This is a genomic window from Gluconobacter sp. Dm-62, from assembly GCF_018256155.1.
Taxonomy (GTDB): Bacteria; Pseudomonadota; Alphaproteobacteria; order Acetobacterales; family Acetobacteraceae; genus Gluconobacter.
Map to the genome: position 1 here is coordinate 86,356 of NZ_JAERLY010000006.1, position 15,642 is coordinate 101,997.

Consider the following 15,642-nt stretch of genomic DNA (forward strand, 5'->3'; position numbering starts at 1 on the left):
CTTCAGCTGAAGACGTTGCCTTCAAACGCTTCTTCCCAGGTGCCGGACGTGGAAGCACGGGAATATTCGGTCGAACGGTTTTCGAAGAAGTTGGCGTGTTCCACTGCGTTCAGCATGTCATCGATCCACGGCAGCGGGTTGCTTTCCTGCCCATAGATCGGGTCCAGACCAAGCTGCGTCAGGCGGCGATCGGCGATGAAGCGGATATAGGCCTTCACGTCGTCGGACGACATGCCCTCAACCGGCCCCATCTCGAACGCCAGATCGATGAACGCATCTTCGTGCTCGACCGTCGTGCGGCAGACCTGCGCGAGTTCCTCGCGGAAATCGGCCGTCCATAGTTCCGGGTTCTCGCGGATGAACGTGCGGAACAGACGGATCATGGACAGGCAGTGCAGCGTCTCGTCACGCACCGACCAGGACACGATCTGCCCCATGCCCTTGAGCTTGTTGAAACGCGGGAAATTCAGCAGGATCGCGAACGACGCGAAAAGCTGAAGCCCTTCCATGAACGCCCCGAAGGCTGCCATGGTCTTGGCGATTTCACGCTTGTTGTCGATGTTGAACGACTGCATGAAATCGTATTTGTCCTTCATCTCCTTGTATTTCAGGAAGGCCGAATACTCGGTCTCAGGCATTCCGATAGTATCAAGAAGATGGGAATACGCAGCGATGTGAATCGTCTCGATATTCGAGAACGCGGACAGCATCATCAGCACTTCGGTCGGTTTGAAGACCTGGCTGTAATACTTCATGTACGCGGAATTCACTTCCACGTCGGCCTGCGTGAAGAAGCGGAAGATCTGCGTCACCAGATGCTGTTCGGCTTCCGTCAGCGTTCGGTGCCAGTCCTTCACGTCATCGGCCAGTGGCACTTCCTCCGGCAGCCAGTGGACGCGCTGCTGGGTCAGCCAAGCGTCATAGGCCCAGGGGTAACGGAAGGGCTTGTAGACCGGGTTGGCGGTCATCAGGTCGAAATGCTGCTCGGCCTGATAACCGGTGGTCGGGGTCGTGTCGCTCATGATCGCGTCCTTTCGCATCCCGCCATTACTGGCAGGACAGGCACTCTTCGTAATCGCCGCTGCTCATTTCGCCGCGCGGGGCAGCCTGAGCCGTGGCTTCGTATTTTTCGTCTTCCAGAATGTCGCTCTTCACCGCCAGCGTAGACACCGCATCAGCGCGCTGCACGGACAGGGAGCGGCAGTAGTAAAGGGATTTCAGCCCCTTCTTCCACGCCTGGAAATGAATCTGATGCAGATCGCGCTTGTGAACATCGGCCGGCAGGAACAGGTTCACTGACTGCGCCTGACAGATGAACGGCGCACGGTCGGCGGCATGCTCCACAACCCAGCGCTGATCGAGTTCGAACGCTGTCTTGAACACGTCCTTCTCGTCCTGCGTCAGGAAGTCGAGGTTCTGCACGGAGCCCTTGTTCAGCGTAATAGCCGACCAGACTTCGTCCGTATCGTAACCGCGCTCTTCCAGAATCGTCTTCAGATGCCGGTTACGCACCGAGAACGAACCCGAAAGCGTCTTCTGCAGGAACACATTAGCGCTGATCGGCTCGATACCGGGGCTGGCATTGCCCGTGATGATGGAAATCGAGGCCGTCGGGGCAATGGCAAGCTTGTGCGAGAAACGCTCCATGAAGCCGTATTCCTCGGCATCCGGGCACGGACCACGCACCTCAGCCAGATGCTTGGACGCAGCATCGGCCTGCTTGCGGATATATTCGAAAATTTTCCGGTTCCAGACCTTCGCCATCACGGACTCGAACGGAATCATCCGGGCCTGAAGGAAGGAGTGGAAGCCCATCACACCCAGACCGACCGAACGCTCACGCGCAGCGGCATATTTGGCACGCGCCATGTCATCCGGAGCGCGGTCGATGAAATCCTGCAGAACGTTGTCGAGGAACAGCATGACGTCCTCGATGAACTGCGGATCATCCTTCCACTCGTCCCAGGTCTCAAGATTGAGCGAGGACAGGCAGCAGACAGCCGTGCGGTTCTTGCCGTGATGGTCGATGCCGGTCGGCAGCGTAATCTCGGCGCAGAGATTGGACGTCTTCACTTCCAGACCGGCCAGCTTGTGATGCTCCGGACGGGCGCGGTTCACATGGTCGGAATAGATGATGTAGGGCTCGCCCTGCTCCATTCGTGCCGTCAGGATGCGGATCCATAGACCACGTGCCGAAACCTTGCGGATTGTGCTGTGATCCTTGGGCGACAGCAGCGCCCATTCCTCGTCAGCCTCGACCGCACGCATGAACGCATCGGTCACCAGCACACCGTGATGCAGGTTCAGCGCCTTGCGGTTCGGATCCCCACCCGTCGGGCGGCGCATCTCGACGAATTCTTCGACCTCCGGATGCCAGACCGGCAGATACACGGCCGCCGAACCCCGACGGAGCGAGCCCTGCGAAATCGCAAGCGTCAGGCTGTCCATCACGCGGATGAAGGGAATGACGCCGGACGTCTTGCCATTGCGGCCGATGTTTTCGCCGATGGAGCGCAGATTGCCCCAATAAGAGCCAATGCCGCCGCCCTTGGACGCCAGCCAGACATTCTCGTTCCACAGCCCCACGATTCCCGAAAGGCTGTCTTCAGCCTCGTTCAGGAAGCAGGAAATCGGCAGTCCACGCTCGGTGCCGCCATTGGACAGAACGGGCGTCGCGGGCATGAACCAGTGGCGGGAAATGTAGTCATAGATCCGCTGCGCATGGCCCGCATCCGCGCCATAATAGGACGCCACACGTGCGAAAAGCGACTGATAGTCCTCGCCCGGCAGCAGGTAGCGGTTGTTCAGAGTCGCCTTGCCGAAATCCGTCAGCAGGGAATCGCGCGAACGATCCACCCGCACGGCATGATGGCCCGGAAGCTGCACGACATCGTCGAACATGTCCCCGAAATCGGCATCGGCCGAAAGGGGTGGTTCTCCAATGGGATGGTCGACAGGCGGACGCACTTCATGGGCACGGGGAGCCTCGTCGGACACGTCCGTCGTCACGTCATGAAGGGTCATCGCTCTCTCCGCAGGGCATCTATTTTTGAAGTCTTGAGCACTCATTTCCATCACTCCGAACCTGATCGCAAGCACGAAGTTCGCTTGCAAAATCGGAAGAGCTGTGAATTCGGACCATCCCATATCTAGGGAAGGAATGGGTTAATGGCCCTAGATATAGTGCCGTTCGCAGAAAACCGCCCCTATCGGGCTGTTATCCCAAGAGTTTTCCCCGAAGCCTTTTCCCGGTGTGTGATACCGGTCACAGAATTGGGAAATTTCGTGAACATCGCGTCGGGCAACGATCCGGACAACACCGCGTTTGGGGAGGCGAGCCCACAAAACGGAAGAGCCCATCATGACTATCAAGAAGACAGCTTCGGCACACTGGAGCGGCGGTCTCAAGGACGGCAAAGGCACCATTTCCACCCAGAGCGGCGCCCTGCACGCCCAGCCTTACGGCTTCAATACGCGCTTTGAAGACAAGCCTGGCACGAATCCCGAAGAACTGCTCGGCGCGGCTCATGCGGGCTGTTTTACCATGGCTTTGTCCATGATGCTCGAACAGGCCGGCTTCAAAGCCGAGTCACTGGAAACGAAGGCGACCGTCTCACTCGACAAGTCCGGTGAAGGTTTTGCCATCACGCAGTCTCACCTGACCCTGCGCGGCAAGGTGCCTGGAGCCTCCGAAGCCCAGTTCATTGAGATTGCGAACAAGGCCAAGGCAGGCTGCCCGCTATCTCAGGTCATCAAGGCAGAGATCACGCTGGACGCCACGTTCGAAAGCTGAGGCATTCTGTCTTGCAGGCCGGGGTCTTTAGCGGCCCCAACCACACTGCGCATGATCGCGCAGAAGATGATCGGCCAGCACACAGGCCATCATCGCTTCGGCCACGGGAACGGCCCGGATGCCTATGCAGGGATCATGCCGCCCCTTCGTCATCACCTCGACAGACTCACCATCGCGCGTGATGCTCGGGACAGGGGTCAGGATCGAGCTGGTCGGCTTGATCGCAAAGCGCGCCACGATGGGCTGCCCTGTCGAAATCCCGCCCAGAATGCCCCCGGCATGATTGGAGACAAACTGCGGTCCTGGCGCAATCGGATCGGCGTTCTGCTCACCGCGCAGGGTAGCCACGGCAAAACCGTCTCCGATCTCGACGCCCTTCACACCATTGATGCCCATCATAGCTCCGGCCAGATCAGCATCGAGCTTGCCGTAAACCGGGGCACCGAGTCCGGCTGGCAGACCTTCCGCAACAACTTCAACCGTCGCACCGATGGACGATCCATCCTTACGAATGGAGTCGAGCAGCGCCTCCCACGACGCCACGGAACCCGCATCCGGGCACCACAGCGGATTGCGCTCGACCTCGTCCCAGTCCCAGCGGGAGGGATCGATGGTCTGCCCGCCAATGCCGGTCAAAGCAGCGCGGATTTTCACACCCTCGCCCACCAGCGCCTTCAGCAGCACACGCGCCACAGCCCCTGCAGCAACCCGCATGGCCGTCTCGCGCGCCGAAGAGCGCCCGCCCCCGCGATAATCGCGGATACCGTATTTCATATCGTAAGCGATGTCGGCATGACCGGGGCGATAGCGGGTTGCGATATCGCCGTAATCCTTCGACCGCTGATCGGTATTCTCGATCATCAGCGAAATGGGGGTTCCGGTCGTCTGGCCTTCGAACACGCCCGACAGGATGCGGACCTGATCCGGCTCCCGGCGCTGCGTGGTAAAGCGGGACTGCCCCGGACGACGGCGGTCGAGCCAGGGCTGGATGTCCTCTTCGGACAGCTTCAGGCGGGGTGGGCAGCCATCAATGACGCAGCCGATGGCCGGCCCGTGACTCTCACCCCATGTGGTGACGCGAAAGAGCTTCCCGAAGCTGTTGTCCGACATGTCAGTTCCCGGAGCCGACCGCTGCGATGTCCGGGGCGTCCGGGTTCTTCATGCCGACCGTGTGGTAGCCGCAGTCCACATGATGGATCTCGCCCGTCACGCCGCTGGACAGGTCGGAAAGCAGGTACATGCCCGAACCGCCGACATCCTTGAGGGTCACGTTGCGCTCCATCGGAGCATTGAGTTGGTTCCAGCGCAGGATGTAGCGGAAATCGCTGATCCCGTTGGCAGCCAGCGTCATGATCGGACCGGCGGAGATCCCGTTCACGCGGATATCGTCGCGGCCCAGATCGGCAGCCATGTAGCGCACGGAAGCCTCCAGAGCCGCCTTGGCCACGCCCATCACATTATAGTGCGGCATGACGCGCTCGGCACCGAGATAGGTCATGCTCAGGAAGGACCCGCCCGGATTCATCATGGCAGACGCACGACGTGCGACGGCGACGAAGGAATAACAGGAGATGTCCATGGCCTGCAGGAAGGCATCGCGCGGCGTGTCGATATAACGGCCGCGGAGATACTGCTTGTCGGCGAAGGCGATGGCATGGAGCACGAAATCGATCTTGCCCCAGACCTTCTCGATCTCGTCGAACGTGGTGTTGATGGCATCGTCGTCGCTGACGTCACAGGAAATGACGAGTTCAGACCCGACACTTTCGGCCAGCGGGCGGACGCGCTTGCCCAGGGCCTCGCCCTGATAGGTGAAAGCAAGTTCCGCACCCTGTGCCGCACAGGCGCTGGCAATGGCCCAGGCAATGGAGTGCTTGTTGGCAACACCCATGATCACACCGCGCTTGCCCTTCATGAGGGTTCCGGTCACGGGTGCCGGGATATTGTCTTCCGTTTCAGACATGGTGATTTCCTGAATCGCGTTGGCGTATTGAGGGTCGTGGTTGCACAAGCGCCCGTTACAGACAAGACTTTGCGACGGTTGCGCCGTTTTTTGCCCTCTGACAGGGCATTAAGGCATCACTCGGGCGCTGAGGAGTTTTTGCCTGTGCGCCCCAAATCCATCTGCGCCAACAATGAACCGTTCGATTTTTCCGAACGTCATTCCATTCTGATCCGCGCCCTGCCCAGGAGCATTCTGGACTGCACCCGGCACTACCGCCTGAATGACGATGCCCTCTTCCGGGCCGCTCTTTTCCTGCGTGGACTGCCTGCTCATCTGCTGCAAGCACCCTCGCCACCTGCCTTGGAACTTGAGGACTTTACCCTCCTGTCAGTAACGGATCGAAGCCTGGTTTATGGGCTGAAAGGCGCTTTCTGGCACACGGATTACGGACTGCGCCGGTTTGACACACCTATTGAGTTTTTCGGCAACAGGGATGCGTCGCTTGCAACCCTGATCCTGTCCTTTACGACAGCCCCTGCCACGCAGGGAAGGACGCGCCTTGTTACGCAGACGCATGTCCTTTGCCCCACCCGCCATGTCCGGCGGCGCTTCCTGCCCTACTGGGTCGTGATCCGCCTCGGCAGTGGATTACTGCGGCGTCGCATGCTGTCCCAGATCAAGGCGCAATGCGAGCGGAGGGCGTAAAATGCTTCTGTAGGCGACCGGATGGCTGGAACGTGCCAGCCGCGTTATGATCCCGACACTGGCGAGCCGGGTTCATCGTCCCTGTCACGCCAATATTGTTTCAAGGAGCCTCCGATGTCCGACATCCCCCTGATTGACCTGAAGGCCGATCCCTTCGCCCTGTTCGCGACCTGGATGTCAGATGCCGAAGCGTCCGAGCCGAACGATCCCAACGCCATGGCTGTTGCCACATCCGCTCCTGATGGACATCCTTCCGTCCGGATGCTCCTGCTCAAGGGCGTGGATGAACGGGGTTTCGTTTTCTATACCAATCTGGAAAGCCGCAAGGGGCGTGAACTGCTCGCCAATCCGCATATCGCCCTGCTGTTCCACTGGAAGTCCATCCGTCGCCAGATCAGGATCGAAGGCCCGGTCGAGGCCGTCAGCGATGCCGAGGCTGATGCCTATTTCGCAAGCCGTTCCCGCACATCCCGCCTTGGCGCCATCGCCTCAGACCAGTCGCGACCGCTGGATAACCGCAGCACGTTTGAAGAACGCCTGAAGGCTGCGGACGAAACATACGGCGACGGACCAATCCCCCGCCCGGCAAACTGGTCCGGATTCCGCGTGCTGCCCGAGGCGATCGAGTTCTGGCAGGACCGTCCTTACCGCCTGCATGACCGTGCCGTGTGGACCCGTGACGGAAACGGATGGAACGTCACGCGACTTTATCCGTAAATACATCATAACGACGTACAGTGATTATGGCCGGGGAGCCTTTACCCATGCTTATCGACATCAAGAATATTCTTCTCCCCCTGAACGGCTCCGATGACCTCGAAGCCGTCATGTCGGTCGCGCTTGATTTTGCGCGCCGTTTCGAGGCCCATCTGTCGGCCGTCGTGGTCGGCTCCGACCCGTCCGAAGTCGCGACGCTGGCGGGTGAAGGCATTTCAGCCGGTATGGTCAATGAAATGATCGACACGGCCACGACTGAAGCCCAGCGCCGTGCCATCGCAATCCGCCGGGCCTTCGATACCTTTATCCAGGAGCATGGCATCCGACGCATCGAGCCTTCCAAAATCGGCTCATCCGCTGGTGACGGCGTTAGTGCCAGTCTCGATGTCCTCAATGGGACTGAACACGACTCCCTGACCTGGCGTTCGCGTCTGGCTGACATGACGCTGGTTCCGAATCTGGCCAAAGACGGTGACCCACGCGCCTCCGAGACGTTGCACGCCATTCTGTTCGACAGCGGACGCCCGCTGCTGATCGCGCCACCCACACCACCGAAAACTGTCGGACAGCGGATTGCCATTGCCTGGAACGGCACGCCTGAGGCCTCACTGGCCCTGCGTTGCATCCTGCCCTGGGCCCATAAGGCCGAGGCCGTTCAGGTCCTGACCTGTCAGGATTATCAGCGGCGCGGACCAGGTGCAGATGAAGTCGTGACCTATCTGCGGATGCATGGCGTTTCCGCCACTGCCCGTGAATTCGAAGCCGTGAACCGCGATATCGGCGCCGGACTTCTGAAAGCAGCCACGGAATTCAACGCCGACATGCTCGGCATGGGTGCGTATTCCCATTCGCGTCTGCGCCAGATGATTTTGGGCGGTGTCACCCGTCACATTCTGGAACAGGCCCAGATCACCGTTCTGATGAGCCGCTGAACCAGCCTCTCCCGCCTCTTTGTCTGCCTGAAGGAACCGTCATGTCCCTGCCCCGCCTCATCTGCGCAACCTGTCTGACCCTCGCACTGGCAGGAACCGCACCGGCTCCCGTGTCGGCCATGGACACCCGCTCCCCGCCACACGCAGGCAGCTTCACCCTTCAGGAACCTCAGGCTCGCCTGAAGCTGCGACTCGTTCCGGGAACCACGCTGGCGACGGGCTATCACAGCCCGTTCTATCAGCAGGATCCGGCGACAGGCGCGATCACCCTGCGGACGGACGGACTCCAGCCTTCCATCCGCGGACAGACAGCACCGGCAACTGTCCTGCGCGAAGGCACGGCCTGGTATTTCCAGCAGACGCCGGCTGACATGAACGCCAGTCTGCATATCGACACCTGGCCAAGCGACAAACGCGTCATTATCGGCCGTATCCAGAGCACGCGTGGCGCTGTTGTCGAGCTGGTCGCTGATGGCAGACATTCTCAGGTCACGGTGGCCATCCATGACGGCAACTCAACCCGCAGCATCGTCGCCGGCACAATCTATCCGGACAGCAACGTCAGCTACGGCATCTCCTCACGTCCGAACGGAACGCTGGTCATGGTGGTCAACGGGACCCGTAGCGTGCTCGCCATGCCTGTGGCCGCGACTGCACCCGTCATGTGGTTCGAAGCGGTTGCAGGTCAGACTGGCTGGCATATGCCCTGCCATGGTGACGCGGCGCGTGTGACGTTTACATCCCTCGAAATTCGCCATCCGGCTCCCTGATGGCCCCTGGCTCCGGTCCTTACACAATATGATGCATAGTCTTTGCCGCCTGTAACGCCGCGTGCTACCCGACCCGTCATGAGCCTGTCTTCACGCCTGCTTCGCCTGTGGCTGGGACTCTGCCTGCGTTCCACACGCTGGCAGGTCAGCGGCTCTCCCCGTGCGGTCGAAACGCTGCTCACACCCGGTCAGGGGAGCGTGGTCGCCTTCTGGCACCGCTCGCTGGCACTCAGCCCGGCCCTGTGGTTCTGGGCGCGCCCGCAGGAACCACGGCTGGCGCTCCGCTTTCTGGTGTCCCGCAATCCCGATGGCGTGCTGATCGCAAAAATCGTTCGGCCATGGGGCATCATCGGCATCCATGGCTCGTCCAGCAAGAAGGGCAAGGACAAGGGCGGGGCCGCAGCCCTCCGTACAGCGCTGAAAGAAATTCAGAGCGGCTCGATCGTTGGCATCACCCCCGACGGGCCTCGCGGACCGGCTGAGCAGGTTCAGCCCGGTGCCGTCGTCCTGTCGCGTCTGGCCGGATGCGCCGTGGTGCCCCTCGGCATGGCCTGCACGAGTTTGCGTCTGCCCTCATGGGACGGTCTGACCTTTCCTCTCCCCTTCGGGCGCGGCACCCTTATCATGGGCGAACCCCTGTTCCAGCCCGACGGCCCCACGCTTCAGGCTGCGCTGCATGACGTCTCCCACCGTGCCGAAAGCAGCGTGCGTAGCCAGTCATCCCACCCAGCCGACCGCCTGTGGCGCATGGCGGGAACCCTGCTCGCGCCCGCCCTGACTGTCATGCTGCGGGTCCGCCTGCATCGTGGTCGGGAACTGCCCGGGCGCTTGCGTGAACGCATGGGTCTGGGCAGTGTCCGCCGCCCCAGAGGCGCGCTTCTGTGGCTTCACGCCGCCAGCGTCGGCGAGACCCTCTGCGCCATGCCGCTGGCCGATGCCCTTCTGGCCTCCAGACCGGACATGCGCATTCTCTTCACAACTGCGACCGTCACGGGCAGCGAAATCGTGGCCCGGCATCCCCTGTACGGACAGCGGATCATCCATCGCTTCATCCCCCACGACGTCCCGCGCTGGCTGCGACGCTTCCTGAACCTCTGGCAGCCGGAAGGCGCTATTTTCGTTGAGAGCGAACTCTGGCCTGGCATCATCGCCGCATGCGCACAGCGGGATATTCCGGTCATGCTCGTCAACGGACGTCTGTCGGACCGCTCTTCCCGCCGCTGGAACCGCCTGCGTGGCCCGGCGCAGCACATGATGCAGCGCCTGTCCTGGGTGGCGGCGCGCGGTCCGGAAGATGCAGCCCGTTTCCGCGACCTCGGCGCCTCTCCGGTCTATGAAGACGGCGACCTTAAACAGGACGCCCCACCCCTTCCGTATGACGCGGCGGAATATGGGCGCCTGAAAGCCCTGATCGGCGACCGGCCGGTGTTCGTCGCTGCCTCCACCCATCCGGGAGAAGAAGAACTCGTTCTTCAGGCCGCCGAAAATGCCAGAAAATGCCAGCCAGACCTGCTGACCATCCTCGTCCCGCGCCACCCTGCCCGCGGTTCGGAGTTGGCGGCCCGTTTCAACCTCCCACGCCGCTCCACGGGTCAGGACCCGACCCCACAGACACAGGTGTGGCTGGCCGACACACTGGGTGAGCTTGGCCTTTTCTTCCGCCTGGCCAACCGCTGCTTTCTCGGAAACTCCCTTGCCGGAAAGGGCGGAGGACATAATCCTTTTGAGCCGCTCCGTTTGGGGGTTCCTACTGCCACAGGTCCAAAAATGGAGAACTGGCGCGAGGCAATGGCCACCGTTTCTGATACAATCCATGTCACAAACGATGTGGAGTGTCTGACACGATGGCTCGAATCCCCTCTCCCGCCCGTCAGGACAACGGGATTGCAGCGTTCGGTGGTCAACGTCCTGCGGGACCGCATCCTGAATACGGTTGAACGATGAGCCGTCGCCCACCCCGTTTCTGGCTGCGCCCCACCCGGAGCCCCATCGCGCGCCTTCTGCGGCCGTTTGCTTTCATCGCTACGACACTCACCCGCCGCCGCCTCAGACGACCGACTTTTCATGCCTCTGTCCCGGTTTTGTGCTGCGGCAACGTCACCACAGGCGGCACAGGGAAGACCCCCCTTGCCCTTGATCTGGTGCAGCGTCTCAAGGATCGGGGCCATCATCCCCATATCCTGAGCCGGGGTCATGGCGGCCGTGAACGTGGGCCCATCGACGTGAACCCTGGCCGCAGCACGCCCCGGGACGTCGGCGACGAACCGCTTCTCCTTGCCCAGATGGCCCCCACGTGGATTGGTGCCAACCGCGCTGAAACCGCCCGGCTCGCCATTGGTCAGGGGGCAGACTGCCTCGTCATGGATGACGGCTTCCAGAACCCGACCCTGCACAAGGACATCTCCATCCTCGTGGTGGATGGCGCCACAGGTTTCGGCAATGGATGCGTCCTGCCAGCCGGCCCTCTTCGCGAACCCCTTGCAGATGCCCTGCTTCGCGCTCAGGCCGTCGTCGTCATCGGAGACGATCGGCACAACCTGCTCCCGACATTCCCGCGCCATCTCCTGACCGCACAGGCCAGACTGGTGCCCGGCCCCGAAATCCGGACCCTTCAGGGCCGGCGCATTGTGGCGTTCGCGGGGATTGGCCGCCCGGACAAGTTCTTCGATATGTTGCGGGACGCAGGCGTTGCCCCTATCCGTGCGCTCCCCTTCCCCGACCATCATTTCTATACGACCCGTGACATCCAGCGCCTTGAATCCCTCAGCCGTGAATCCGGCACGACCCTGGTTACGACCGCAAAGGACGCCGTGAAGCTCCCGTTCCCTTTCCGCACACAGGTCAAGGTCATTGGCGTTGAACTGCTCTGGGCTGATCCGAAATCGCCCGAACGCCTGCTCGACCTGCTGTTCGCCAAATCATGACGTCTTTCCTGTACCGCGCCGAAACCGTGCTGGTCCGTGGCCTGCTGGCCACCATCCGCGCCTTGCCACCCGCAGCATCTTCCAATCTTGGAGGCATCGTGGCGCGCACGATCGGAGCGCTCCTGCCCGTTTCGAAGATCGCAGACCGGAACCTGCAACTCGCCATGCCCGAACTCGACGCCTCCGCGCGCCGACGCATCGTCCGCGAGTGCTGGGAAAATCTGGGGCGCACCGTTGGTGAATTTCCCCATATCAGCCGGCTAAAACAAAACGCGCCCTCCGGCGCGGGCTGGAGCGTGGAAGGCGCGGAACATCTCGAAACGGCCAAGGCATCCGGAAGACCGGTCATTTTCTTCTCAGGTCATATCGGCAACTGGGAACTCATGCCTCCTGTCGTGGCCCGGTATGGCATGCCGTTCGCATCTTTCTATCGCGCGGCCAGTAACCCCGGCGTTGACAGTCTGATCCACAAGCTCCGTCAGGACGCGATGGGACAGGATGTACCCATGTTCCCCAAAGGTGCGAAAGGCGCGCGCTCTGCTCTGAAATATCTGTCTAAAGGCGGACATCTGGGCGTGCTGGGGGATCAGAAAATGAATGACGGAATCGAGGCCCGGCTTTTTGGACGGCCTGCCATGACAGCCTCTGCTGCCGCCGTGTTTGCCCTGAGACACGATACCCTGATCGTAACCGGGCATGTCCGCCGCGATGGCCCCGCCAGACTCGTTCTGGTCGTAGACCCGCCCTTTTCGCCCGAAAAGACGGATGATCGCGCACAGGATGTGCTCGCCCTGACACAGCGCTTCAATGACCGCCTCGAATCATGGATCCGCGAAATTCCAGGGTCCTGGCTCTGGCTGCATCGCCGGTGGGACAAATCCCTGTACCGGAATATGACAACATAATGTTGAGCTATGCGTTTAGAGCATGGCAGATTTGTCACAGTAGGGATCGTTTGTGTCGCAAAGCCCTCTTCAGGCGTTATTAAAGATTGTGAAACGCCCCTTTGGGACCCTAGCCTGAACTCATCACCACGACCCGGGTGCCCTGCCCGGCTTTTTGATGAGGATTTCCTGATGGCGCAGGTGACTCACCTTCACGACCTCTCCCACGGCCGCAGCGCGAGCAATATCGTGCCGCTGCGTCAGGGCCTTCTGCCGCGTCATCGCGAGTACCTGCTACGCTGGCTGGAAGCCGGACAGCGCATGGGTGTGTTTGATGCAGAAATCGCAGATGCCTCTCATGACGTCGTCAATGTGGATGGCACCGCACCTGTCGATCACGTTCTGGTCTGGGTGCGCGAAAATCCCGATCCTGCATACATGCTGCGCCCTCAGGGCATGCGCTGGGTGCTGATCGACCAGATCCGCGACCATGAACTCGGAAGCTATGCCAGCTTCGAACTCGCTCTGCATGTCATCCGTCCGGTCCTGCCGCTGGCCGAGACCTGCGCCGCCTGAACCTGCGCCCGGGTTTCCTCGACCAGACATAAAAAAAGCGCGCCGTTCAGGGAACGGCGCGCTTTTCTTTTGAAAAATGCCGTGTCAGCTCGGACGGATTGCTACGTCCCGCGATGCCGGAACCACAATACGCGCACCACCGCCGCGCTGGATCTGATAGATCGCCAGCGCCCGCGTGACATGCCCGTCCGGACGCAGACGGAACAGACCATCCACCCCCATATAGCCATCAGGCCGCGTCAGAGCATCAACCGTAACGCCACCCTGACGAATCAGGCTTCCGGCCAGAGCGGCCGCATCATAAGCAAAATCAGTGACCGGTGACGGTGCCTGGTTGTAGAGCGCGCGATACTGCGCAACGTAACCCATGCGATCATGCGCGTCGGGCGCCGCATACCAGGCGCCATGCAACGCACCAAGCTTGCCGTCAAAGGCCTTCCACAGCGCAGGCCCCATGATCTGGACCTGCGACGAATCGATGTGATCCGCCTGGAGCGCCGTGATGATCCGGCCCAGTTCCAGCCCCGTATCGGCCAACACCAGCGCATCAAACGGCGGCGGTGGAACCGGCACGGCCGGAGCCGCCGTAGGGGCCGGGACGGCTGCCGGAGTTCCGGGCGTGACGGACGGCGGCGTTGTCGTTGCACCTGTCGCGGCAGCATTCGGCGCCGCTTCGCCCGTCGGATCGATTGCAGACGGTCCGGACGCGACATCTGCCGCGGGCGGAACAGCAGGCTGGCGCGTTTCGATGGCGGACAGCGTCTTCAGTCCATCATCGATATTCTGCGCGTCCATCGTATGGAACACGATCTGCGGTTCTTTCAGACCCGCATCCCGGCAGGCCCGCGCCAACCCGTCACCCATCGCATGCCCGAAGGCATTATCCGGCAGGAAAGCCGCGAAAGTCTTGCGTCCTGTCGCCCGTGCTGCATCCACCATCCGGCGGACCTGCTGCTCTGGCGTCAGGCCCATGACCCACACGCCCGGACGCGCCTGCGTGGAGTCGCTGGTAAACGCCAGTTCCGGCTTACCTGCATTAATGGCCAACGGTGCAGCAGCGCCTGTTTCCGTCGCGGTCAGCGGCCCAAGCAGGATGGCATCACCACGCGCCAGCGCATCACGCGCCGCCTGCTCCGCACCACCCGGCCCATTGGTGTCATGAACATCCAGCGCAGGTGATCCCTTGGCCGCAAGTGCCAGTTTTGCTGCATCGCGCATCCGCGTGCCATAGGCCGCATTGCGCCCGGTCAGTGGCAGGATCAGCCCCACATCATGGGCACCTGGCCCTTCGGAAACACCCGGAATACCGCCCACGCCCGGGACGGAAGACGAGCCGCCACCCGAGCAGGCAGCAAGGGTCAGGAAAGTTCCCGCGGCAAGGCCGGTGCTTACACCCTTGCGCAGACGGCTCAACGAGCGACAATGCGCCCCTGAGTTTGTCACCGAGGATGCAGATGTCCGAAAAGTCATGTTCCGCTGAAACTCCCTTGAGCGATGCGGCTGAAACGTTACCGGCCGCCCCCCTGCCAGCGCAGGGGCAGGCCGAAGGTGGATGTCTGATATTGGTTGCAACGCCAATCGGCAACCTGGCCGATATCAGCGAACGCGCGATCGAGGCACTGAACACCGTGGATGCGATCCTCTGCGAGGACACGCGCGTCACGGCGAAGCTCCTTTTGTCGCGCAATATTGCCACACAGACCAGAACACTGCACGACCATAACGAACAGGACCGCACTCCGTTCCTGATCGAAAAGCTTCAGCAAGGCGCGCGCTACGCCGTCGTGTCGGATGCGGGTACCCCACTGGTGTCTGATCCCGGATACCGGCTGGTCCGCGCTGCCATCGCGGCTGGCATCCACGTTACTGCCATTCCCGGTCCAAATGCGGTCGTCACGGCCCTGACGCTCTCGGGCCTGCCTCCCCTGCCTTTCATGTTTCTGGGCTTTCCTGCACCGCGCAGCGAAGCCCGAAAGACCGGCTTCGCTGCCCTGCGTGCCGCCGAACAGGCCGGACTGCACTCAACCCTGATCTGGTACGAAGCTCCTCATCGCCTGATCGAAAGCCTCGAAGACCTGATTGATGTTTTCGGCCCCGAACGCGAAGCCGCCGTCGGACGCGAACTCACCAAGCGCTTTGAAGAAATGGTGCGCGGCAGCCTGATCGAGGTTCTGGAGCATTTTCGCACAAAAGCCCCGCGTGGTGAGATCACGCTCCTCATCGGCCCCTCTGCCGAAGACGACAGCGGAGCCGCCGATCTGGACACGCATCTGCGCGAGGCTCTCACAAGCCATTCGGTCAAGGATGCAGCCACGCTGGTGGCCGGAATTGTCAAACTCCCAAAGCGTACGGTCTATGCCCGCGCGCTGGAACTCTCACGCGAGCTGAAGGACTAA

The 15,642-nt window shown here is 61.5% G+C and carries 15 protein-coding genes; 10 read left to right on the top strand and 5 right to left on the bottom strand.

Annotation, left to right across the window (positions count from 1 at the left end):
* Positions 1–2 precede the first annotated feature (2 nt).
* Both JK202_RS08400 and JK202_RS08405 read right to left on the bottom strand, forming a co-directional pair.
* Positions 3–1,022 carry a ribonucleotide-diphosphate reductase subunit beta gene (locus JK202_RS08400; protein ID WP_211560114.1) on the bottom strand — a complete coding sequence of 340 codons (1,020 nt, stop codon included), beginning with the start codon at positions 1,020–1,022 and terminating at the stop codon, positions 3–5.
* Positions 1,023–1,047: 25 nt separating this feature from the next.
* The gene (locus JK202_RS08405; RefSeq protein WP_211560116.1) at positions 1,048–3,024 is read right to left on the bottom strand and encodes a ribonucleoside-diphosphate reductase subunit alpha; all 1,977 of its coding nucleotides are present in this window, start codon (positions 3,022–3,024) and stop codon (positions 1,048–1,050) included.
* Between the two features lie 337 nt (positions 3,025–3,361).
* Here JK202_RS08405 and JK202_RS08410 point away from each other — a divergent pair, with 337 nt between their 5' ends.
* The gene (locus tag JK202_RS08410) at positions 3,362–3,793 is read left to right on the top strand and encodes an OsmC family protein (RefSeq protein WP_211560118.1); all 432 of its coding nucleotides are present in this window, start codon (positions 3,362–3,364) and stop codon (positions 3,791–3,793) included.
* A 27-nt stretch (positions 3,794–3,820) separates the two neighbouring features.
* Here JK202_RS08410 and aroC read toward each other — a convergent pair whose 3' ends face one another.
* Positions 3,821–4,903 (bottom strand): chorismate synthase, encoded by a 1,083-nt coding sequence (gene aroC / locus JK202_RS08415; RefSeq protein ID WP_211560120.1) that lies wholly within the window; start codon positions 4,901–4,903, stop codon positions 3,821–3,823.
* Between the two features lies 1 nt (position 4,904).
* Positions 4,905–5,756 (bottom strand): enoyl-ACP reductase FabI, encoded by an 852-nt coding sequence (gene fabI, locus JK202_RS08420; RefSeq protein ID WP_062030291.1) that lies wholly within the window; start codon positions 5,754–5,756, stop codon positions 4,905–4,907.
* Positions 5,757–5,900: 144 nt separating this feature from the next.
* Here fabI and JK202_RS08425 point away from each other — a divergent pair, with 144 nt between their 5' ends.
* The 8 genes from JK202_RS08425 to JK202_RS08460 all read left to right on the top strand — a co-directional run bounded on the left by JK202_RS08425 (position 5,901) and on the right by JK202_RS08460 (position 13,246).
* A complete protein-coding gene (locus JK202_RS08425) occupies positions 5,901–6,443 on the top strand; it encodes a hypothetical protein (protein WP_349291847.1) in 543 nt (180 codons plus the stop codon).
* A 114-nt stretch (positions 6,444–6,557) separates the two neighbouring features.
* Positions 6,558–7,160 carry a pyridoxamine 5'-phosphate oxidase gene (gene pdxH, locus JK202_RS08430; RefSeq protein ID WP_211560122.1) on the top strand — a complete coding sequence of 201 codons (603 nt, stop codon included), beginning with the start codon at positions 6,558–6,560 and terminating at the stop codon, positions 7,158–7,160.
* A gap of 47 nt (positions 7,161–7,207) precedes the next feature.
* The gene (locus JK202_RS08435) at positions 7,208–8,092 is read left to right on the top strand and encodes a universal stress protein (RefSeq protein ID WP_211560124.1); all 885 of its coding nucleotides are present in this window, start codon (positions 7,208–7,210) and stop codon (positions 8,090–8,092) included.
* Between the two features lie 41 nt (positions 8,093–8,133).
* Complete coding sequence (locus tag JK202_RS08440; RefSeq protein WP_211560126.1) at positions 8,134–8,862, top strand: polysaccharide lyase family 7 protein; 729 nt, start codon at positions 8,134–8,136, stop codon at positions 8,860–8,862.
* 78 nt (positions 8,863–8,940) lie between these two features.
* A complete protein-coding gene (locus tag JK202_RS08445; RefSeq protein ID WP_211560128.1) occupies positions 8,941–10,806 on the top strand; it encodes a glycosyltransferase N-terminal domain-containing protein in 1,866 nt (621 codons plus the stop codon).
* Positions 10,803–11,786, top strand: a complete 984-nt coding sequence (gene lpxK, locus JK202_RS08450) for a tetraacyldisaccharide 4'-kinase (protein WP_211560130.1) — start codon at positions 10,803–10,805, stop codon at positions 11,784–11,786. Before JK202_RS08445 ends, lpxK begins: the two co-directional genes overlap by 4 nt.
* Complete coding sequence (locus JK202_RS08455; RefSeq protein WP_211560132.1) at positions 11,783–12,691, top strand: lysophospholipid acyltransferase family protein; 909 nt, start codon at positions 11,783–11,785, stop codon at positions 12,689–12,691. The genes lpxK and JK202_RS08455 overlap by 4 nt, the downstream gene beginning before the upstream one ends.
* 171 nt (positions 12,692–12,862) lie before the next feature.
* The gene (locus JK202_RS08460; RefSeq protein ID WP_211560134.1) at positions 12,863–13,246 is read left to right on the top strand and encodes a hypothetical protein; all 384 of its coding nucleotides are present in this window, start codon (positions 12,863–12,865) and stop codon (positions 13,244–13,246) included.
* Positions 13,247–13,330: 84 nt separating this feature from the next.
* On the opposite strand, the gene JK202_RS08465 is transcribed toward JK202_RS08460, so the two are convergent.
* The gene (locus tag JK202_RS08465) at positions 13,331–14,659 is read right to left on the bottom strand and encodes a penicillin-binding protein activator (RefSeq protein WP_211560270.1); all 1,329 of its coding nucleotides are present in this window, start codon (positions 14,657–14,659) and stop codon (positions 13,331–13,333) included.
* A gap of 149 nt (positions 14,660–14,808) precedes the next feature.
* Here JK202_RS08465 and rsmI point away from each other — a divergent pair, with 149 nt between their 5' ends.
* Positions 14,809–15,642, top strand: a complete 834-nt coding sequence (gene rsmI, locus JK202_RS08470) for a 16S rRNA (cytidine(1402)-2'-O)-methyltransferase (RefSeq protein ID WP_211560272.1) — start codon at positions 14,809–14,811, stop codon at positions 15,640–15,642.

Excerpts from the sequence above, each read along its gene's own strand:
- JK202_RS08400 (WP_211560114.1), bottom strand. The coding sequence starts at position 1,022 with ATGAGCGACACGACCCCGACCACCGGTTATCAGGCCGAGCAGCATTTC.
- JK202_RS08405 (WP_211560116.1), bottom strand. The coding sequence starts at position 3,024 with ATGACCCTTCATGACGTGACGACGGACGTGTCCGACGAGGCTCCCCGT.
- JK202_RS08410 (WP_211560118.1), top strand. The coding sequence starts at position 3,362 with ATGACTATCAAGAAGACAGCTTCGGCACACTGGAGCGGCGGTCTCAAG.
- aroC (WP_211560120.1), bottom strand. The coding sequence starts at position 4,903 with ATGTCGGACAACAGCTTCGGGAAGCTCTTTCGCGTCACCACATGGGGT.
- fabI (WP_062030291.1), bottom strand. The coding sequence starts at position 5,756 with ATGTCTGAAACGGAAGACAATATCCCGGCACCCGTGACCGGAACCCTC.
- pdxH (WP_211560122.1), top strand. The coding sequence starts at position 6,558 with ATGTCCGACATCCCCCTGATTGACCTGAAGGCCGATCCCTTCGCCCTG.
- JK202_RS08435 (WP_211560124.1), top strand. The coding sequence starts at position 7,208 with ATGCTTATCGACATCAAGAATATTCTTCTCCCCCTGAACGGCTCCGAT.
- JK202_RS08440 (WP_211560126.1), top strand. The coding sequence starts at position 8,134 with ATGTCCCTGCCCCGCCTCATCTGCGCAACCTGTCTGACCCTCGCACTG.
- JK202_RS08445 (WP_211560128.1), top strand. The coding sequence starts at position 8,941 with ATGAGCCTGTCTTCACGCCTGCTTCGCCTGTGGCTGGGACTCTGCCTG.
- lpxK (WP_211560130.1), top strand. The coding sequence starts at position 10,803 with ATGAGCCGTCGCCCACCCCGTTTCTGGCTGCGCCCCACCCGGAGCCCC.
- JK202_RS08455 (WP_211560132.1), top strand. The coding sequence starts at position 11,783 with ATGACGTCTTTCCTGTACCGCGCCGAAACCGTGCTGGTCCGTGGCCTG.
- JK202_RS08460 (WP_211560134.1), top strand. The coding sequence starts at position 12,863 with ATGGCGCAGGTGACTCACCTTCACGACCTCTCCCACGGCCGCAGCGCG.